The organism is Xanthomonas arboricola (genome assembly GCF_002940665.1).
Lineage (GTDB): Bacteria > Pseudomonadota > Gammaproteobacteria > Xanthomonadales > Xanthomonadaceae > Xanthomonas > Xanthomonas arboricola_B.
Window position 1 is genome coordinate 433,512 of sequence record NZ_MIGY01000002.1, and the last position, 17,383, is coordinate 450,894.

Sequence of the window (17,383 nt, forward strand, 5' to 3'; positions counted from 1 at the left end):
GGTCCCTGACGGTAAAAGCCGTCAAAAAACCGGAGGAAAACCTCGATGCTGACCGACGCTGCACTGCGAAATCTGAAGCCTAAGTCCAAGATTTATAAGGCTTCTGACCGAGACGGGATGTACGTGACGGTATCGCCCAGCGGTACCGTCACCTTCCGCTACGACTACCGGCTCCACGGCCGCCGCGAGACGCTGACCTTGGGACGCTATGGCCCGGGCGGTATCTCGCTGGCGATGGCGCGCGAACTGCTCCTGGAGGCGCGCAAGTCCGTTCAGGCAGGCATATCCCCCGCGCTTGAAAAGCAACGCGAGAAGCGGCGGGTGGTCGCCATCAAGACCTTCGGCGCGGCGACAGAAGCATGGCTGACCAATGCGCGGTTGGCCGACAGCACCCGCGCCATGCGCAAGCACATCATCGACCGGGACATCCTGCCGGTGTTCCGCAATCGCCTGCTGACCGAGATCCAGGCCGAAGACCTGCGGGCCTTGTGCAACAAAGTCAAGGAGCGTGGGGCGCCGGCCACGGCAGTCCAGATTCGCGACATCGTGAAGCAGGTCTATGTCTACGCCATCGCCCACGGCGAGAAGGTGGAGAACCCTGCGGAGAGCGTGCGAGCCTCCTCGATCGCCACCTTCGTGCCCAAGGATCGAGCCTTGTCGCCGCTGGAAATCCGGCTGGTGATTCAGCACCTGGAATTGGTGGCGACCTATCCGACCATCAGGCTCGCCTTGCGCCTGATTCTGCTGACGCTGGTGCGAAAGAGCGAACTGATCCAGGCCACCTGGGATGAGGTCAATTTCGAGCGCGCGACTTGGACGATTCCGAAGCAGCGGATGAAGGGGCGCAATCCGCACATGGTCTACCTGTCGAGCCAGGCGCTCGACATCTTCGTCACGTTGCACGCTTGCGCGGCGGGTTCAAGGTTCGTTTTTCCGTCTCGTTACGATGCCGAGCGGTGCATGTCCAATGCGACCTTGAATCGGGTCACGCAGCTCGTGGTACAGGCTGCGAAAACCAAAGGGCTGCCGCTGCAGCCGTTCACCGTCCATGACCTGCGCCGCACCGGCTCGACGCTGTTGAACGAAATCGGCTTCAACCGCGACTGGATCGAGAAGTGCCTGGCGCACGAGGACGGGCGTTCCTCGCGCTCGGTCTACAACAAGGCCGAGTACGCCGAGCAGCGGCGCCACATGCTGCAAGAGTGGGCCAACCTGATTGAAGCCTGGGGCGGCGGGCAGACCTATGTGCCGAAGCTGGTGCCGAGGAGCGTGGTCGTGCCGGCGCTGAGCGCGATCGTATAGGAGGGCCGCATCATGATGTGCCTTGGATCGGCCTTTGACGGATCGGGCCAAGTTCATTTCTTCGAGGAAAAGATCACTTTGAGTGATCGAAAACCTGGAAATCTGAACCTCCTGATGGTCGAGCCGCGCGATACGCGGGCCAATTCCGATGAGGCCAGGTTGTCACTTGACAACCTAGTCGATTGTCTCGATACTGGAGATCACTGATGGCCCGTTCCTCTCATCCGAAGAGAGAGGTCGAGGAAGCTCTCAGGCATGCCGAAGGGCAGGGCTGGCGCGTCGAAGTCGGCGGCAGCCACGCTTGGGGGCGGATTTACTGTCCGTACAACGACGAGGAGTGCCGCTGCGGCGAGTTCTGCATCACATCGGTATGGAGTACGCCGAAGAACCCCGGCAACCACGCCCGCGCCTTGCGGCGTGTCGTGGACAACTGCACCACGCATCGCAAGCAGCGAGAGGCTGGCGACGATGCCAAGGAGTAGCGCGATGGAATACACCTTCACCTTGAAGTACCAGCTTGCCGACGACGATCGCGAGCCTGACGTGCTGGTCGAGCGCCTGGGCGAGGCTGGCTGCGACGATGCCCTGGTTGGCATCGGACAGCCGGGGCGGCTCGCTCTGGAGTTCACCCGCGAGGCGGACAGTGCGGACGCGGCTGTCCGCAGCGCGCTGGCCGACGTGCGGCGCGCCGTACCGTTGGCCAGGCTGATCGAGGTCGCGCCGGATTTGGTCGGGCTGACCGATGTGGCCGACATCGTGGGCCTGTCGCGGCAGAACATGCGCAAGCTGATGCTGGCCCATCCGGGCAGCTTCCCGGCGCCGGTGCATGAGGGCAGCGCGTCGATCTGGCACTTGGCGGATCTGTTGGCCTGGCTGCAGGCCAAGGGCAGCTACTCACTGGCCTTGGACGTTCTGGAGGTGTCGCGCGTAGCCCTGCAGGTCAATGTAGCCAAGGAGGGGCGGCGGTTATCGCGTTCGGCTTCCGAGGAACTGGAAGCTCTTGTGGGATGAGGCCGTCGCAAGCCTCACCCCCGGGAACCCGCCCCAACAGGGCGGGTTTTTCGCAGCTGGACATCCGGTTTGGCGGCGCCAGTGCGAGGAGCCAGCTTGCGTTCGTCGATCCAAGCCTCGACTTCGGCCAGGTCCCACACCACGCAGCGGGGCGTCAGATTGAAGCGCCGTGGAAACTCGCCGCGGCGCTCCATTTCGTAGATCGTCGTTTCGGCAAGGGGGACGATCTGCCGCAACTCGTGGCGGCGAATGGTTCGCCGAAAGGGAAGGGGGCTGTGCTTTGGAAACTGCGGCAGTGCCTCGTAGGCTTCCGTTCCCGGTAAGGGGAGCGACTGTCGGGCGACGATGCCGGATGCATTGGTTGCTTGCGATAGTTTTTCCACCTCGGACTCCATGGCTTGCTGCATGGAGACATGGTGAAGCTCAGGACCTATCGCGACAACCTGTAGTGGCGTAGAAGGGAGTAGTACGTTTGCGGATCGCGCGCACTCTTTTACTCATCTCACCCCACCCAACGTGCCTCGCCCCGCCCTATGCGGCGGATTCTGACATTCGCTCCGTCCTGCAGCGGTTCGACTTCAAACAGGCTGGGCGATTCAGCTTGGAGCCTCTGCTGAATCGTCGTCAGCTGTACAAAGTCAGGTGTTGCAGTGGACACTTGGCCACTTTGCGAATCAACCTCTATCCGCATGGGGAAAGCCGAGCGAGAAGGCCATTGCATCGTCCATTCCTGTGCAGCCCATTTCCCGTCTATGCTGGCAAGAACGTCGAGTCGGAACTGTTGCCAGATTGACTTCGTTTCGGGCGTGGGCCAATTGGGAACATCATCGAAAGCTGCCACCTCCGCCGAACGAAGCCACGCCTTCATCTCTGCGCGAGTTGTGAAATCGGGCTCGATTTGCTCAATGACCGTCTTGGCCGCGACGCGCGAGGGCAAGCCCGCTCGAACAAGCATGGCCATCGCATTGGATGGAAGTCCAGCCTCCAAGCATGCCGCGGCAGCACCTTCGACAAGCATCTCTGATTCGCCACCATTGATGCGCCGATACATCCGGATAGCTTCAATCGCCCATACCAAGCGATAGACGAAAGCGTCGTCCACGACGCGCATGTCTTCCTGGCCAATCGTCGCTACATCGTCGCCTCGAATCCAGGCGCCTAGAAGGTCTCTCCAGTTCGCAGGTAGCGGGTCATCTGGAGCAAAGGGGCGGATCGCAAGTAGCCTCTCGCCCATTCCAACCAGTGCTGCGGTCAAGGCTTCTGCATTTCCAACGAGGGCCGCAGCATCGCCGAGATCAAGAAGCTCGGTCAGCTCAGTAGCCATTGCGTCGATGGCGAGCCCCGATTCCAGGCCCACACCCATTGCAAACTGTCCCTTGCGCTGCTCAACCGTTGTTTTGTTCCAGATGAGCCGTGCTCTACTGACGAGAATCCAGAGCTGCTTTTGCTTTTCAAGGGCATCGAGGTGGGCGATTTGTCTTGCCCAAAGTGAGCCCGCAAGGGCCTCATCAAGCAGTCGTGGAAGATCCGCGCTATCCGCATCAAGCGCCTCGATTAGGCCGAGCACAGTTGAGTCCAGCCGCTCTATAAGGCTTTCCATGGAGTCTGACTCTTGATCATCTTCCACGGCATCCGGAAACCAAGCCTCCTGTGTGTTGGACAGGTACTCTATGGCATCCGCGCGCGCAAACACTCCTGAAGTCGAGAGGCGCCGTATTGCCTCATTGACTACGACGATGATTCCACTCGAAAGAGAGCGGGCCTTGGCCGACGTGACCAGCTCTCGCCATCTCGCGTGACGCCAATCTTCCGGGTCATGCATCACGTGGATTACCAGCCCTTCCAGATCCACAAACGCTCGGCCGGCACGTCCCGCGACGTTGGCGAACTCTTCTCCCGAAATCAGTGTTCCCGCCCTGTACAAGTTGGGAATCAGGAGTACCGCTGCGTTGAGATTCAGGCCCTGGGCCAATGTCGGGGAGGCCACAGTGACACGTAGAACGCCCGCGGAAAGCAGTGCCTCCACCTCTCGCAGGAAGGGGCCTGGGAGACGTCCATGATGAATGGCAACGCCTATGGTCAAGCAACGCACTGCTGGATGCTCGGCCCCTAGCCATTCTCGGCCCACGGCCATGGCACGCTCGACTTCATGTGCATCAGTGAGAAGAGAGGGCAAGAAGCCCCGTCTTTGCATATCCAGGGCGGTTTCTGCAAATCCCTCAACATGATCGCGTTGGGTGCAAAAGATCAGTGCGCGTTTTCCTTGCTCGGAGAACTTCCACGCAGCCGCGAGCGTCAATTCCTTGTTGTCCCTCGGGAACGGAGTTCGACGGGGTCGAATAGGAGGAACCTCCGGCACAAAGTGTCGAATGAACGGACCATCTCGCTCAAGGTCGAAACTCAGGCGTGCCGAATTTCCGAGCCAAGATAGCGTGCCAAAACGCTGGCGTGTAGGCCGCCAGTTGGACTGAATCGGATCGCCCGGAGCATCGCTGCGAATCCATGCAGTCAAATCGTTGAGCTGATCCCCTGCCGGCAGGATCGCCGATAGGCAAACGATTCTCCGATTGGCATGGTCAGGGCGTCGCAGCAATCGCTGCACCAGGTTTTCGTAGCGAATCTCGCGCTCGCTAGGACCAATCAGATGCCCTTCGTCCAGCACAATCAATCCAACGTCATTGATGATGTCAGGGTCGTTTCGCAGCGCGAAGTCCAGTTTTTCAGGCGTGGCGATGACAATGTTCTGTTCCCGCAGAGCATCCTCGTCTGTTCCAGCCACGCCGCTGCTTCCGTAGAGCGATGAGACGGAGAATCCAAGGGGCGTGAATGTCTTGCGAAAGGAGCGCTCGGTTTGCGCCGAAAGCGCACGCAGTGGCGTTACGATCAAAACCCGATGGCCACAAGCCAATGTCATCAACGCCGCGATTTCTGCTATTCGCGTCTTGCCCGCGCTAGTGGGGAGGGCGACCACCAAATCGTCGGATACGTCAACGGCCCGCTGAGCTGCCAGCAACTGAGAAGGCCACAACTCCACCTCGGAGGAGCGCCGGCTATATAGCTCCGAAACAAATAGCTTCCTAAGCTGGGTATAGTTTTCTGAGCCGGGTGGTCCTTCTACGGGCAAGACCTTGTGTAGGCTGCTTGACCAAAGATCGTCGATAAGGTTTGCGGTGATCCGGAGAATCCACCAAAGCGAAACTGCACTGGCAGCCCTGGTCAATGAAATCGCTCGCTTCAGGAGATTGCGCGCTTCCACAACGAGGGAGTTCTGGCCGGTCTGCAGGCCAAACTCGAAGAACACCAGCGATCTGAACATCGTTGATGTCGCCACACGCGAGACAACATCGTCGGGGTCAAGCTCTTCATCGGTTGCGGCTCTGCTGATGCCCTGATCGCTGTTCGCGGGGTCATGTAGCCACTGCCTTGCGCGTTGTTCTAGCCCCTTCAGATCACGCACGATCAGAAGTGCAAGTGCATCCTCGGCAGGTGAGCGATTCTGGTCGGTTTGCGCTTGCGTCAGAAGAGAGAATGCCAGCGCAGAGTAGTTTGCTAGGTGATAGGCTGCGGCCCCGACTGTTCGATAGAAGCCACGGAATGCGTCCTCCTGCGAGCCATTCTGGACCAGCGCCTCGAAAGCTCCAGCTGCATGAACAAAACCCCGTCGCCAAGTCTCCTGATCGCCTCCTAGCTCGCGCAATGCTAGCGAGGCGCGTAGTACCGAAAGACCATAGTCAGCGAGGTCCGAGTCGATTCCCTCGCTAAAAGCGGGGGCATCCGGTGGCAAATGCCCGTCATGGCGGATCAGTGCCCGCGCTTGACCACGGGCCTGCAGACGGCCTCGGTATCCGTCTTGGGTTGTTTCGCGCAGAAATCCTGCCAGTTCTTCAATCGTTTCCAAGCGCCAGAGCCCTTTCGTAGCAGTCCTGGATAAAGGCCTGGTGGTCCTCTATGTGCAGGTGTGCGGATAAATGAGGGCGGGTTCCATCCGCCGCTGCCAGATCATCACGCTGCGCCTGAGGGGTGGAATTGCCCGACATGGTGAAAAGCATGTGACTGGTCCGCGCTGGGGGCGCGGCTCGACTGGCGACATCGTTGCGAATCCGTCTGCCCATCTGCCGACGTTCGCCTTCGCCCTCCATGAGTCGATCCGCGACGAAGAGCAGGGATGTTGCCGTAGGTTTGCCGTCGTCTCTGGAAAGCGCCTCTCGCGCCTCCGAAATGGCGGCGTTCGCGAGGTTTGCTCGACTCTTCGACTCGCCTTTCAAGAAGTGAAGATTCTCTTGGGCATCGAGCTTCAGACCGACAAAATCATCGCCACGCAGGGCCATCTCTCGACCATCCTTGTATCGCAGACGACGGACCGGAACCTCAAACTCAAGATGCTCCTCGACCAACTCGGTCGCGAGGATCTCGCCAAGCTCTCCCGAACGTGCGCGTGGTGAGCGCGGCATGCGCTCAGCCAGAATTGCAGCCGCGCCCGGATATCCCAACTCACGGACGTCTTCAGCTATTTCGTCCAGATTGTCGTAGTGAGATCGGATCCGAGTAGTGAGAGTAGCTTCGATTGCAGCTCTTCCTCCGTCTCGCTCGGATAGGCGCCATAGCTGCTTGCTGCCTTGCTCCTGGATACTTCTGTCGCACCAAGGTTGATATAGCATTCACGAGCTCCGGATTCTTGTGCCAGCACTCTTCTGAGAGGGGGTAAATTGAAGCCCAGTTCGATGGTCGCAAGCTGCAATCATCTTCTAGCCTGAGAGTAGCCTCACGTCATCACCTTAAGTTCTTCGACGTTACCCGCCCCGAATAGATGGTTGACTGCTTCGAGCGCAGGCTTGGGGACGGTTTGGGTCGCGAGCACAGCGAGCCGTGTCTTTGGGCGAGATATGGATACGTAAAGGAGATTGCGGGCGCGGTAGAAGCCTTTAGTGTTCTTTGCATTCAACGCCTTTGTTTGAATCAACTCAAGAAGCTGCGGCCAGTTATAGTGATTCCAGCCGCCACCGAGTACGACCAGGACGTTTTCGAATTCGGCGCCCTTGACGCTGTGCTGTGTTGCGAAGGAAGTTTGTTTCTCAATGAATCTGACTACGTGGGTAACTTCCCGATAGGGAACCTCCCGCAGCTTGCTGTAACGTTGCAGTGCGGATGACTCCTCGGGGATTGGGGCGCCATCCAGCGCCTTAAGTTCTTCCTCGCGCCACAGGACGCGGTCGGGGGGGAGCGGTCGTTTGGTTGATTGTAAAAAATCGATAACTTGACCGATCGTACCCTCTGCCCGTAGCTTCTGGAGAGCATCCATATCCCGACGCCAATTCGCCTTATCCTCGTGTCTGGCAATCGCTGGCCCCGAGCCAAGTATTTTGAACATTTCTCCATAGCGCGAAGAGGCATAAGCCGTGCACATCGGCTCGACAACTTCGGCGAAGAACTTGATCGTAGGATCTTCCTTCTTTGCGAAAAGGTCAGTGCGCCCGCTAAATATCTCTGCGATATTTGGATAGCCTTGCTCCGCAGCCAAGGCGTTGTGGGTGAGCATAAGTACCTTTGTCTTGCTCATGTCCCACCCTTCGGCTTGAAGGCGCTGCGTCAGACCCTCGCGGGTCTTTCGCGCCAAGTCTGGTGGCAGATCCTCTTTGGAATGCCTATCACTTGTTCGCTCGCCTCGGTAGGAATTGGTGTGAAAAAACCTAGCCTCTCCCTTCGCTTCTGGGTCATGAACAGCCTGTTTTAGTTCAGGGCGTAGATTGTTGAGTACGTCTACGACGGCTGGCACCGATCGGAAGTTTGAGCCTTTGGCGATCTCTTCGATTGGGTACTGCGCCAGCTCATACTCGCTTCGATAAATGGTTTGCCAGTGATCCCCGAAAAGTCCAACGAGAGGACCGGCTGCGGGCTTCAGAAAGTTGTCCGTTATCGACTCCATGAACTGGCGATGCGTGTCTTGGTACTCATCGATGAAAATCACTGGAAACTGCTGGCCTAGAATCCGCCTGAATTTCTCTTGGTATAGGAGCTTCGCCATCATCTCTGGGATGTCGTCGTGGCTAAGCGTTATCTTGTCTGTTCCGACCCCAAAAAAACCGAGGTCGTAATCCACCGGCTTTGTACCGACGCCGCCGCTTTGCTCGATCTTCTCCTTTCGCTCCTCCATCTCCGCCAAGCTGTCTCTCAATGCTTTCTGAAACTGGCGTAAAAAGGCCCAGGAGAACCCATGGATGGTGTCGACCAGGATCGCGGGATGGTCCTCAATTTCCTGTGCGATCTCGTTTCTTGCCACCTCGGTGAATGTGATGCAGGCAACTTTTTGCCCGGATTGAACGAGCGCAGGTCCACGCTCTGTAATCAGCCGTTTTAGCGCCGCGACCAAAGAATATGTCTTTCCAGCACCTGCACCGGCCTCAAGCCTAAAGCTGCGGCCCGCGTCAAGGGCTTCGTCGATCCTCATCTGCGCCTGTTGCGCTGCTTCAAGCGCGGGATTTTTAACCTGGCCTGTCATACGACCACCGCGGCGTTCTGCCCTTCTGGGACTTGTGCTGGCGGTGGCGGTGGCTCGGATAGCCACACGAGGCCTTCCTCGATGTATCGCGGCACCTTCCACTCCTTTTCGCGAATCGCAAACCGCAAAGCGGTATCTGCTTTCGCAAGCCCCTTTGCGATGTCCCATGCTTCGGTGGCCTCGTCTTGCTCCTTGGGCCATTCGAACCGATCGGGGTTGGCGAGGACGAGCGCGTCTTCATAGCTTCGCGCGCAGGTGGCTGTTTTTGGGTTCTCTGGAATCTGATAAGCGATGCGGCGGCAACCATTGATCTTTTCTTTTGCAGACTTTGCAAGCAACTGAGCCGGCGAGATCTGCCAACCGTCCACATCCTTGGGATTGGGTGGGCGGAACCAATCCTTGATTGCGGCATTTGATGTGCGCTGACCTTCAGCTACGGGGCACTTCTCCCAAGTAGTGATCATTTTTCCCTTCTTGTTCTCCTTCTCAATTGGCTTGGTGGAATCCAAATCCGTGACAACCAGCGTCTTGAGCTCAAGGAAGTCGAGCAAGGGGTAAAAAATATGAGAGTACGCTCCACCCACCTCAACGCAGGTGACGTACTGCCTGGCCAACTTGTGTTTGTCGTCAAGTGATTTGTCCACGAGACCACACAGTCGCGGAATCAGAAGTCGCTCAGTGGTCCCTTCTACCATGATTGCCTTGTCGGCAAAGTAGAGGTCACACTTGGTCAATGTCATGTACTGATGGAGGAAGTCCTGATCATCAGAGGATATGTTCGCCATCCCCTTCTTGAAGTCCTTGACCTTCGTTTGCCGCGTATTCGGTGTCGCAGGCAACTCGTTCAAGAAATATCGTACGGCCTCGAATGAGGCGGCATTTGCCACGTGCGGTGAGTGTGTCGTGATCACAAACTGCACCTTCCACGCGGGCTCGTCCGGATACGTGGCAGATAGTTTATTGATTGCGATGTTCAGTTGGCTGATGAACACTTCTTGCATCTGAGGATGCAGGTGGGCTTCTGGCTCTTCGATGAAGATCAAGTGCGTGACAGGGCGGGTTGGCTTTGCGCGATAGATCTTGTGGTAGCTCTCCAACTGCAAGAGCATGTAAATGAGGTTTCGCGTCCCTAGACCGTTGTAGCCCTCGGGAAGGTGAACTCCGTCTGTGCCCGCGTATACCACCCTTGTGTGGTCCGAAAGAAGCGCCTCAACGTTGAGAGATGTTTCCGGCCTTAGCTCGGTGTCATTGAGACTTGGGAAGCCCAGAACCTCCATCGTCGGAAGGAGCTCCTTCAGCATTGCGTCAAAGTCGCCTTGAACGCCGCGTTCGATCTCTTCCACAGAAGTCTTCAGCTTCGCTGCCAGTTCTTGATCGGCGGCGGCGGCTGTTGGGGCCGTGGCCGTCTTGAAAAGCGTACTCAGCAATTTTCCGATCACATCAGCATCGCCTTGGCTAGCGTGATCGAGGGTGCGTTGGGCTCGAACGAAATTACATTGGACGAGCGCCGAAAGTGCAGAGGTCCCTTCAAATTCTCGCCGATTGGTTTCGTCCGTCGGATCGATGGCGTTGACGTGAATGGAATAGGCCTTGGGGATTGTGTCGCGCAGTGACCTAAGGAAATGGGCGTTTTGATCAACACCCTCAGCGGGAGCGGGGACGTCGAGCAGGGTGTGGAGCGTTGCTAATGTTGGCTTATATTCCACACGCACCAGCGCCCGGGTGGAGGCGACATCCAAGTCGATGACAAATGGAGCAAGCGGGCCCAGATTCGGTTCGGTGGTGTCGTACGAGAATGTCAGAGTGAGCGCGATCGTCGGAAATGCCGAGAGCACATCTTCCGGTTTCGCTCCACTCTCCCTCAATGTCTTCGCTTTGAAGAAGTTCCCGCGTGAAGCAGCGGAGAAGTCCTCCAGCCGGAAACGAGTTCCACTTTGGCCAATGAAGCGATCAAAGATGTCCGTGAGGGATGTCTTTCCGCTGTTGTTTCGACCGACTACCACAGTCGATTTTTCTTCCAGCATGATCTCGACATCCTGGAGAAGCCGGAAACCTTCGACCTTGACTTTCTCAATTCGCATCTCAGTCCCTGAAAATTGTGTCAATGAGTAATCCAAGGATACATGTAGTTCGTCTTTCATGGTCACATCGTTAGCCCGGTGTGGTCGAATGCGAGACATCGCGCGGTGCCGTCGGCCCATCGTTTGGATCAGCGCCATAGGCGGCATCCGCGATGCGGTCGTATGTCCAGGAAAGGGGCGCTCTGCTCGGTGCTTGCCCAAACGCGGAGCTTGCGAGTGTCTTTCGCCCGAGTAGCTTTCAGGTACTACCAGGGATTTGGCGTCCCCGGCCAAGAGACGGCCGGTCGCGCTGTCGTGCTTCGCATCGAACCCCCTGCGGGGTTTCGCCCCTGACGGGCTTCCATCGTTCCCTCGCTCCGCTCGGCTGACGCCTTCGGCCCGGCTTCCAGCTTCGGGCCTGCGCGCTTCGCTTGCGTGCGGTCAGCACAAAGGGATGGCCGTTGCCTTGTCCAGCCGTCTCCCCTGACTTCATCACCTTACCCGCGACCGTAGCCCGCTCCCGTGTGCCGTCAAGGCGCGCAGGGCCGTGTCCTCGGCTGCGCCTGCGGGCCGCACCAACCCTGCGCTTGTCTCCTTGACGGCCCCCGTCCGCGCGCTCCTGACCGTCGCGGGCGATGAACTCAGGAAAGACGGTGGCAACAGGGCCAACCGGGTTCCTCGTGCCGACCGCACCGAACAGCCGAAAGGCTGGGCTCCGAATCTAGGAATCCGGTGTGCGGTTTGAACAGCAAACCCTTTTCGTCAGGAGAAATGCAATGCAACTCGCATCCCGATTCGCTTCCCGTTCCCCGTCGCTGCGCAGCGATTACCCACTGTCCGATGACCAAATCCGCCGCGTGGCCCCCTCCATCTTCGCGGACGCCCCGCATGAGAGCCGTTCCGAACGGTACGCCTATATCCCCACCGCCGCCGTGCTGACGGAGCTTCGCAAGGAAGGGTTCCAGCCCTTCATGGTGGCGCAGACCCGCGTGCGCAACGAAGACCGCCGCGACTTCACCAAGCACATGATCCGGCTGCGCCATGCCAACCAGATCAACGATGCGGAAGCCAATGAAATCGTCCTGCTGAACTCGCACGACGGCACCAGTAGCTATCAATTGTTGGCTGGCCTGTTGCGCTTCGTCTGCCAGAACGGATTGGTATTCGGCGACACCGTGGCCGATGTGCGCGTACCCCACAAAGGCGACGTGGCCGGACACGTCATCGAAGGCGCTTACGAAGTGTTGAGCAGCTTCGACCGGGTGAAGGAATCCCGCGATGCCATGCGCGCCATCACCTTGAACGATGGCGAATCCGAAGTGTTCGCCCGCGCCGCGCTGGCCCTCAAGTACGACGACCCCGACAAGCCCGCGCCCATCACGGAATCGCAAATCCTGATGCCGCGCCGTCACGACGATTGCCGCCCGGACTTGTGGAGCGTGTTCAACCGCACGCAAGAAAACCTGACCCAAGGCGGCCTGCGCGGGCGCAGCGCCAACGGACGCCGCCAGCAAACCCGCCCGGTGCAGGGCATCGACCAAAACATCCGCCTCAACCGTGCGCTTTGGCTGCTGGCCGATGGCATGCGCCAGTTGAAAGCCTGAATCCCCACGCGGCAGGGGCAGGCAGCAGCCCTTGCCGCTTCTCTCGCTGCTGCATCCCTAACCGCAAGGAGTTGTCACCATGAACGCCGTTACCCAAACCGAAACCCGCGCCATCGAAACCGCCGCGCCGCTGGAAGTGGCCGACCCGACCAAGAACCTGATTTTGGTTCCACTCTCGCAGTTGCTGCCGCGCCGCTCCAAGCGCAACGCACGCAAGACCCCGCACCTGTCCATTCCCGAACTGGCCGCGAGCATCGCCCGCATTGGGCTGCTGCAAAATCTCGTCGTCATCCTGTCCGCCGATGGCGAGCAATACGAAGTGGTGGCCGGCGACCGCCGACTGAGCGCGTTGAAGCTGCTGGCGAAGAAGAAGCGCATTGCCGCCGAATTTGAGGTGCCGTGCCTGCTGGTGCCCGACGCTTCAGCCCGTACCGTCAGCCTCGCGGAAAATCTGCTGCGCGAGAACATGCACCCCGCCGACCAGTTCGAGGCATTCGCCGCGCTGGTCAAGGAAGGCCGCCCCATAGAAGACATTGCCGCCGACTTCGGCGTGTCCCCGCTGGTGGTGCAGCGTCGCTTGAAGCTGGCGAACGTCTCGCCGCGCCTGCTGGCCGACTACCGGGCCGGAGCCGTCACGCTGGAACAGTTGATGGCCCTGACCATCACCGACGATCACCCCGCACAGGAAGCCGCGTTCTACGGTGCGCCGGAATGGCAGCGCAGCGCATCCGCGCTGCGCGAACGCCTGACCGAACGCGAAATCGACGCCACGCATCCGCTGGTGCGCTTCGCCGGGCTGGGCGCCTACACGGCGGCGGGCGGCGGCATCCGCCGCGACCTGTTCGCGGAAGGCGATGCCGGAACCTACCTGACCGACGCCGCGCTGCTGGAAACGCTGGTGCGCGGCAAGCTGGATGCACTGGCCGGGGACGTGCGCGCCGAGGGTTGGGCGTGGGTGGAAGCCGTGCCGCACATGAGCTACGCCGAGCGGCAGGCGTTCCAGAACGCGCCACGGCAGCGCCGCGAACCGAACGCCCGCGAAGCCCGCCGCATCGCCTCGCTGCAAACCCGCCTCGACAAGATCGACGCCGAACTGGAAGAAGCCTACGACGCCGAGGACGAGGGTAAGACCGAGGCGCTGGAACCGCGCCGCGAACAGGTCGCCGGGGAACTGCAAGCCGTGGAGGAAGCCTTGCAGGGCTACGCCCCGGACGTGCGCGCCGTGGCCGGTGCCATCGTCACCCTCGACCGCAGCGGCGAAGCCGTGATTCATCGTGGGCTGCTGCGCGAAGCCGAAGCCAAGGCGCTGCGCACGCTGGAACGCTTGCGGCAGGGTTTCGGCAGCGCGGAAGGCGAAGCCGGGAACGACGACGAAGGCGAGGACGCCGAGCAGCCCAAGGCCGCGAGCCTGTCCGACCGGCTGGCGCAGCGCCTGAGCGCGCACCGTACCGCCGCGCTGCAAATCGAAGTCGCCCGGCATCCGCACGTCACGCTGGCCGCGCTGGTGCATGGCATGGTGCAGACCGTCTTGCAGGACAGCCATTACGGCCACGATTTGCCGCTGGGCGTGCGCCTGACCGTGCAAGACCGGCTGGAAGGCATGGCCCCCGACTGGCCCGATTCGCCTGCCGCCGTGGCCCTGCGCGAGTTGCAGCAGGTCGCGGGCGAAGCGCTGCCGCAGGACAGCGCCGAACTGTTCGCCGCGCTGCTGGCGATGGAGCAAGGCGAACTGGTGCGGCTGCTGGCGGTATGCGTAGCGGCGACCGTGGACGTGGTGACGCCTCGCGCCACGCCGCACCAGCCCGGCGCGGAACTGGCGCAGGCCGTGGGGCTGGACATGGCGGCATGGTGGCAGCCCACCGCAGAAGGCTACTTCCAGCATGTGCCGAAGGCCGCGATTCTGGAAGCCGTGGGCGAGTTCGCACCGTCGCACGCTGCCCGGCTGGCGAAGTTGAAGAAGGCCGACATTGCCAGCGAAGCGGAACGGCTGGCCGATGGTACGGGCTGGATGCCCGCCATCTTCAAGACCGAAGGCCCGGAAGCTGCGCCGCAGGAAACGCAGGCGCAGGACGCCGCGGAGGATGCCAAGGCAATGGCGGATGAACCCGCCGAGGCACTGGTCGCTTGACCCGCGCCGAAGGCAAGCGCCCCGGCCTCGACCGGGGCGCTTCGCTTGAAGGAGAAGCCCCCATGACCCGCACCCCCACCAGCCGCCCGCGCATGGCGGCGATCTATGCACCTGGCACGGTGCGAGCCCGCCGCTGGCACGGCGAAGGCGACGTGCGCGGCTACCGTCCGCCCCCCGGCTGGACGGCCTGCGCCGACCTCACCGACATTCACCCCATCAGCGGCCAGCTCTTGCCGCGTTCGGTGTAGTGGATCATCGAAATCAAGGAATAACGAGCAGCACCGGCCCCAAGCCGTTCCGCCTTTGGGCCGGTGGTCGAAGATCCGGGCGCAGCGGTGGCCGCGCCCGGTTCCAGCGTCCAAAGCAAAATCGCCACGTCGCCGCCTTCGACCAGGCGGCGACATGGCGGACGTGCAAGTGCCTTGCACGCGGTACAGCCATCGGCTCCCGCTGACGCGGGCAAGGTTTCGATGGCGCCCCGCCGCAATGGGCGGGGCTTGTGGGGCTACGCCCCGGCTTGCTGCGGCAGGTTGTGCCAAAGCGTGCCGTCCTCGACGCTGGCAGTTCGCGCCTGTACGTCACGAAGGACGGTTCACCGACACGCCGCCCGGCTTCGCTATGGAGCATCCACGCCACGCCTCAAGCCCGTCGCCGCAATCTGCGGCAAGGAGCGTTCTCGCTCGTCGTTGGGGTATTGGCCTTGCCCGCGGCAGGGCGCAAGCCAGTGAAGCCGTCATGCGGGGATGCCGAGTCGGCCATGTCTCCATTCGGGACAGGCGGCCCGTGCGTCCTTGGCTTGTCGTGAATCCTGGCGGGGGCGCGGCTGCGCCTTGGGCTTCATGGCCACAACCTTCCAGCGAAAACAATTTCCCCGCCGCTGCGCGGCTTCCTCGCGCAGCAAATTCTTTTCGCTTCCAGGTTCTCCACGGTGTTGCGACCGCTGCGCGGTGCGGCCAGCCCATCCCCCGCCGGCCGGTTCACAACAAGGACGCACTGGCGCGACCTTGTTCAACCCGAAAGGAGAAATCATCATGGCCAACATCGGCACCTTCACCGCAGAGAAAGACGGCTTCACCGGCCAGCTCCGCACCCTGACCCTCAACGTCAAGGTCAAGCTGGTTCCCAACGACAAGGGCGACACCGAGAACGCCCCCGACTTCCGCCTTCAGGCTGCCGGCCACGACATCGGCGCGGCGTGGAAGAAGACCAGCGAAGCCGGGCGGCCCTACGTGTCCGTGTCCCTCGACGACCCTTCGTTCCCGGCGACGGTCTATGCCCGCCTGATCGAGAACGAAGACGGCACGCACGACCTGATCTGGTCGCGCAGCAAGCCCAAGGCGGCCTGACGGCCGCCCACCGCGCCCCGTCCATTGCGACGGGGCGCCGTGCTGGCACGTCCGTAGAGAGGATGTCTCCACTGCATGCGGACGTGCTCGTCCAATACCATCTAACCTTGGGAATCGACGGCAACCGATGGGATAGAACATGCAGCAGCGGTTTGAAGGAATCAACGGCGAAATCCTGCCGGATACGCAGATGCCGGATTGGCTGCGAGTTGAGCACGTGCTGCAGCGATTCCGCGACGTGTGGGTTCCGATCGAGACTTATCCATTCTTGGCGGTAGATACCGCGCGGGTCGAGGCGTACCGCAAAGAAGTCCACGAGTTTTCAGTGTTCGCCAACGGCCGCTTGATGCAGAACATACGACCCGACGAAGGCGGGCGCCGATTGCTCAATGTATTCATGGGTGGTGGCGTCGATGCTGGGATGTCGCCGGAGGCACAGGTGATCGTCGAAGGCATGGCCAACCCGCGCGCCCAATGGATGATCTATTTCAACGACCCCTTCTACATCGGGATGCACCCGTTCGCCGCGCTCGGCACGCAATACATCTATGCGGATCGCAGTGGCAGCTATCAGCGTACTTTCGCTGAGCTGGTCATCGTCGATCGGCACAGCCGACCGCGTTCTTCGCACGTCGATTTCGACCCGCTGGCGGACATGGTTCGCACCTTCCACGAGGACTACATCAACGGGCCGCGCGATGCGCCACGCGACATCGGTCGCCTAGCCACGCTACTCGATGCGATGTTCGTCGAGAACGGGAAAATTCACGCCGCTGCGATGCAACACCATCGCGAGCGCGCGCCGCTGGAAAAACCGTTCGACTACATCGCGCCGACACTGACCCGCTACGGCCGACTGACCCACGATGCCGCCGGTCAGCCGCGCATCGAACTGTCGTTCGCGCTGCTGCACTACGAAAAGGCGCTGCGCGAGTTGCACGAGTTAAAGGCGGCCATGCAGAAGCGCGATACCGAAGGTGCGTTCTTCCACGGCGTCTATTGCGTTGTCGCAGTCGCGGCCTGCGCCGAGGCGATCGGCAACCGGCTGGTGTTCCAGCAGACAAAGGTCCATCCCGATCACCGCGACAGGCGGACGCCGGTGCAGAAGATCAACGAGGCCGGGGCGGCGCTGGCTCAAGCCGCTGGCCGGAGCTTCGCGCCTCTGACAGCGGGGCAGCCTCCCTATGACGCGCTGGAGATGGTGCGCGAGCTGCGCAATGCGTTCATGCACGCCAAGGAACGCGACGAGGAAGTCGATCCGGTGGCATTGACCTCCACCGTGTTCACTGCGGTGGACGAAAGCCGCTGTCGCGGCTACTTGCGGACTCTGCGTCTGGCCGTGGCCTGGGTCTACGACCAACTTGCGCCCGAGCACGCGCCGCCGATCGTGACACGTGAGAACGTGAAATGGTTGGGGGATCTGGAAGTACCCTAGA

Annotated in this window: 13 protein-coding genes; 8 read left to right on the top strand and 5 right to left on the bottom strand. The window is 60.7% G+C overall.

Translation table 11 applies throughout. The features are described from left to right. Positions 1–45: 45 nt before the first annotated feature. The 3 genes from XarjCFBP7645_RS08770 (at position 46) to XarjCFBP7645_RS08780 (ending at position 2,313) form a co-directional block, all read left to right on the top strand. A complete protein-coding gene (locus tag XarjCFBP7645_RS08770) occupies positions 46–1,302 on the top strand; it encodes a tyrosine-type recombinase/integrase (protein ID WP_104537182.1) in 1,257 nt (418 codons plus the stop codon). Positions 1,303–1,508: 206 nt separating this feature from the next. Then, positions 1,509–1,784 (top strand): hypothetical protein, encoded by a 276-nt coding sequence (locus XarjCFBP7645_RS08775; protein ID WP_104537183.1) that lies wholly within the window; start codon positions 1,509–1,511, stop codon positions 1,782–1,784. Positions 1,785–1,788: 4 nt separating this feature from the next. Beyond that, complete coding sequence (locus XarjCFBP7645_RS08780) at positions 1,789–2,313, top strand: helix-turn-helix transcriptional regulator (protein WP_104537184.1); 525 nt, start codon at positions 1,789–1,791, stop codon at positions 2,311–2,313. Positions 2,314–2,327: 14 nt separating this feature from the next. Here XarjCFBP7645_RS08780 and XarjCFBP7645_RS08785 read toward each other — a convergent pair whose 3' ends face one another. The 5 genes from XarjCFBP7645_RS08785 to XarjCFBP7645_RS08805 form a co-directional block, all read right to left on the bottom strand. After that, entirely contained in the window at positions 2,328–2,720 is a 393-nt protein-coding gene (locus XarjCFBP7645_RS08785; RefSeq protein ID WP_258079525.1) for an AlpA family transcriptional regulator, read from the bottom strand. 95 nt (positions 2,721–2,815) lie between these two features. Further along, positions 2,816–6,211, bottom strand: coding sequence for a DEAD/DEAH box helicase (locus XarjCFBP7645_RS08790; protein WP_146096304.1), 3,396 nt, complete (start codon positions 6,209–6,211; stop codon positions 2,816–2,818). Beyond that, positions 6,198–6,971, bottom strand: coding sequence for a Hachiman antiphage defense system protein HamA (locus XarjCFBP7645_RS08795; RefSeq protein ID WP_104537186.1), 774 nt, complete (start codon positions 6,969–6,971; stop codon positions 6,198–6,200). Before XarjCFBP7645_RS08795 ends, XarjCFBP7645_RS08790 begins: the two co-directional genes overlap by 14 nt. 104 nt (positions 6,972–7,075) lie before the next feature. Further along, positions 7,076–8,809: a UvrD-helicase domain-containing protein gene (locus XarjCFBP7645_RS08800; RefSeq protein WP_104537187.1), complete on the bottom strand. Its 1,734-nt coding sequence runs from the start codon at positions 8,807–8,809 to the stop codon at positions 7,076–7,078. Beyond that, entirely contained in the window at positions 8,806–10,950 is a 2,145-nt protein-coding gene (locus XarjCFBP7645_RS08805) for an ATP-dependent nuclease (RefSeq protein ID WP_219842087.1), read from the bottom strand. The genes XarjCFBP7645_RS08800 and XarjCFBP7645_RS08805 overlap by 4 nt, the downstream gene beginning before the upstream one ends. Before the next feature lie 695 nt (positions 10,951–11,645). Between XarjCFBP7645_RS08805 and XarjCFBP7645_RS08810 the strand changes: the two genes are divergently transcribed. From XarjCFBP7645_RS08810 to XarjCFBP7645_RS08840, 5 genes are all read left to right on the top strand, one after another. Further along, on the top strand, positions 11,646–12,473 hold the full coding sequence (locus tag XarjCFBP7645_RS08810; protein WP_104537188.1) for a DUF932 domain-containing protein: 828 nt from the start codon (positions 11,646–11,648) through the stop codon (positions 12,471–12,473). Positions 12,474–12,552: 79 nt separating this feature from the next. Continuing rightward, positions 12,553–14,601 carry a ParB/RepB/Spo0J family partition protein gene (locus XarjCFBP7645_RS08815; protein ID WP_104537189.1) on the top strand — a complete coding sequence of 683 codons (2,049 nt, stop codon included), beginning with the start codon at positions 12,553–12,555 and terminating at the stop codon, positions 14,599–14,601. Positions 14,602–14,663: 62 nt separating this feature from the next. After that, entirely contained in the window at positions 14,664–14,849 is a 186-nt protein-coding gene (locus tag XarjCFBP7645_RS08820; protein WP_064122839.1) for a hypothetical protein, read from the top strand. A 783-nt stretch (positions 14,850–15,632) separates the two neighbouring features. After that, entirely contained in the window at positions 15,633–15,947 is a 315-nt protein-coding gene (locus XarjCFBP7645_RS08835) for a DUF736 domain-containing protein (RefSeq protein WP_104537190.1), read from the top strand. Positions 15,948–16,086: 139 nt separating this feature from the next. Beyond that, complete coding sequence (locus XarjCFBP7645_RS08840; protein ID WP_104537191.1) at positions 16,087–17,382, top strand: hypothetical protein; 1,296 nt, start codon at positions 16,087–16,089, stop codon at positions 17,380–17,382. The last annotated feature ends 1 nt before the right edge of the window (position 17,383 follow it).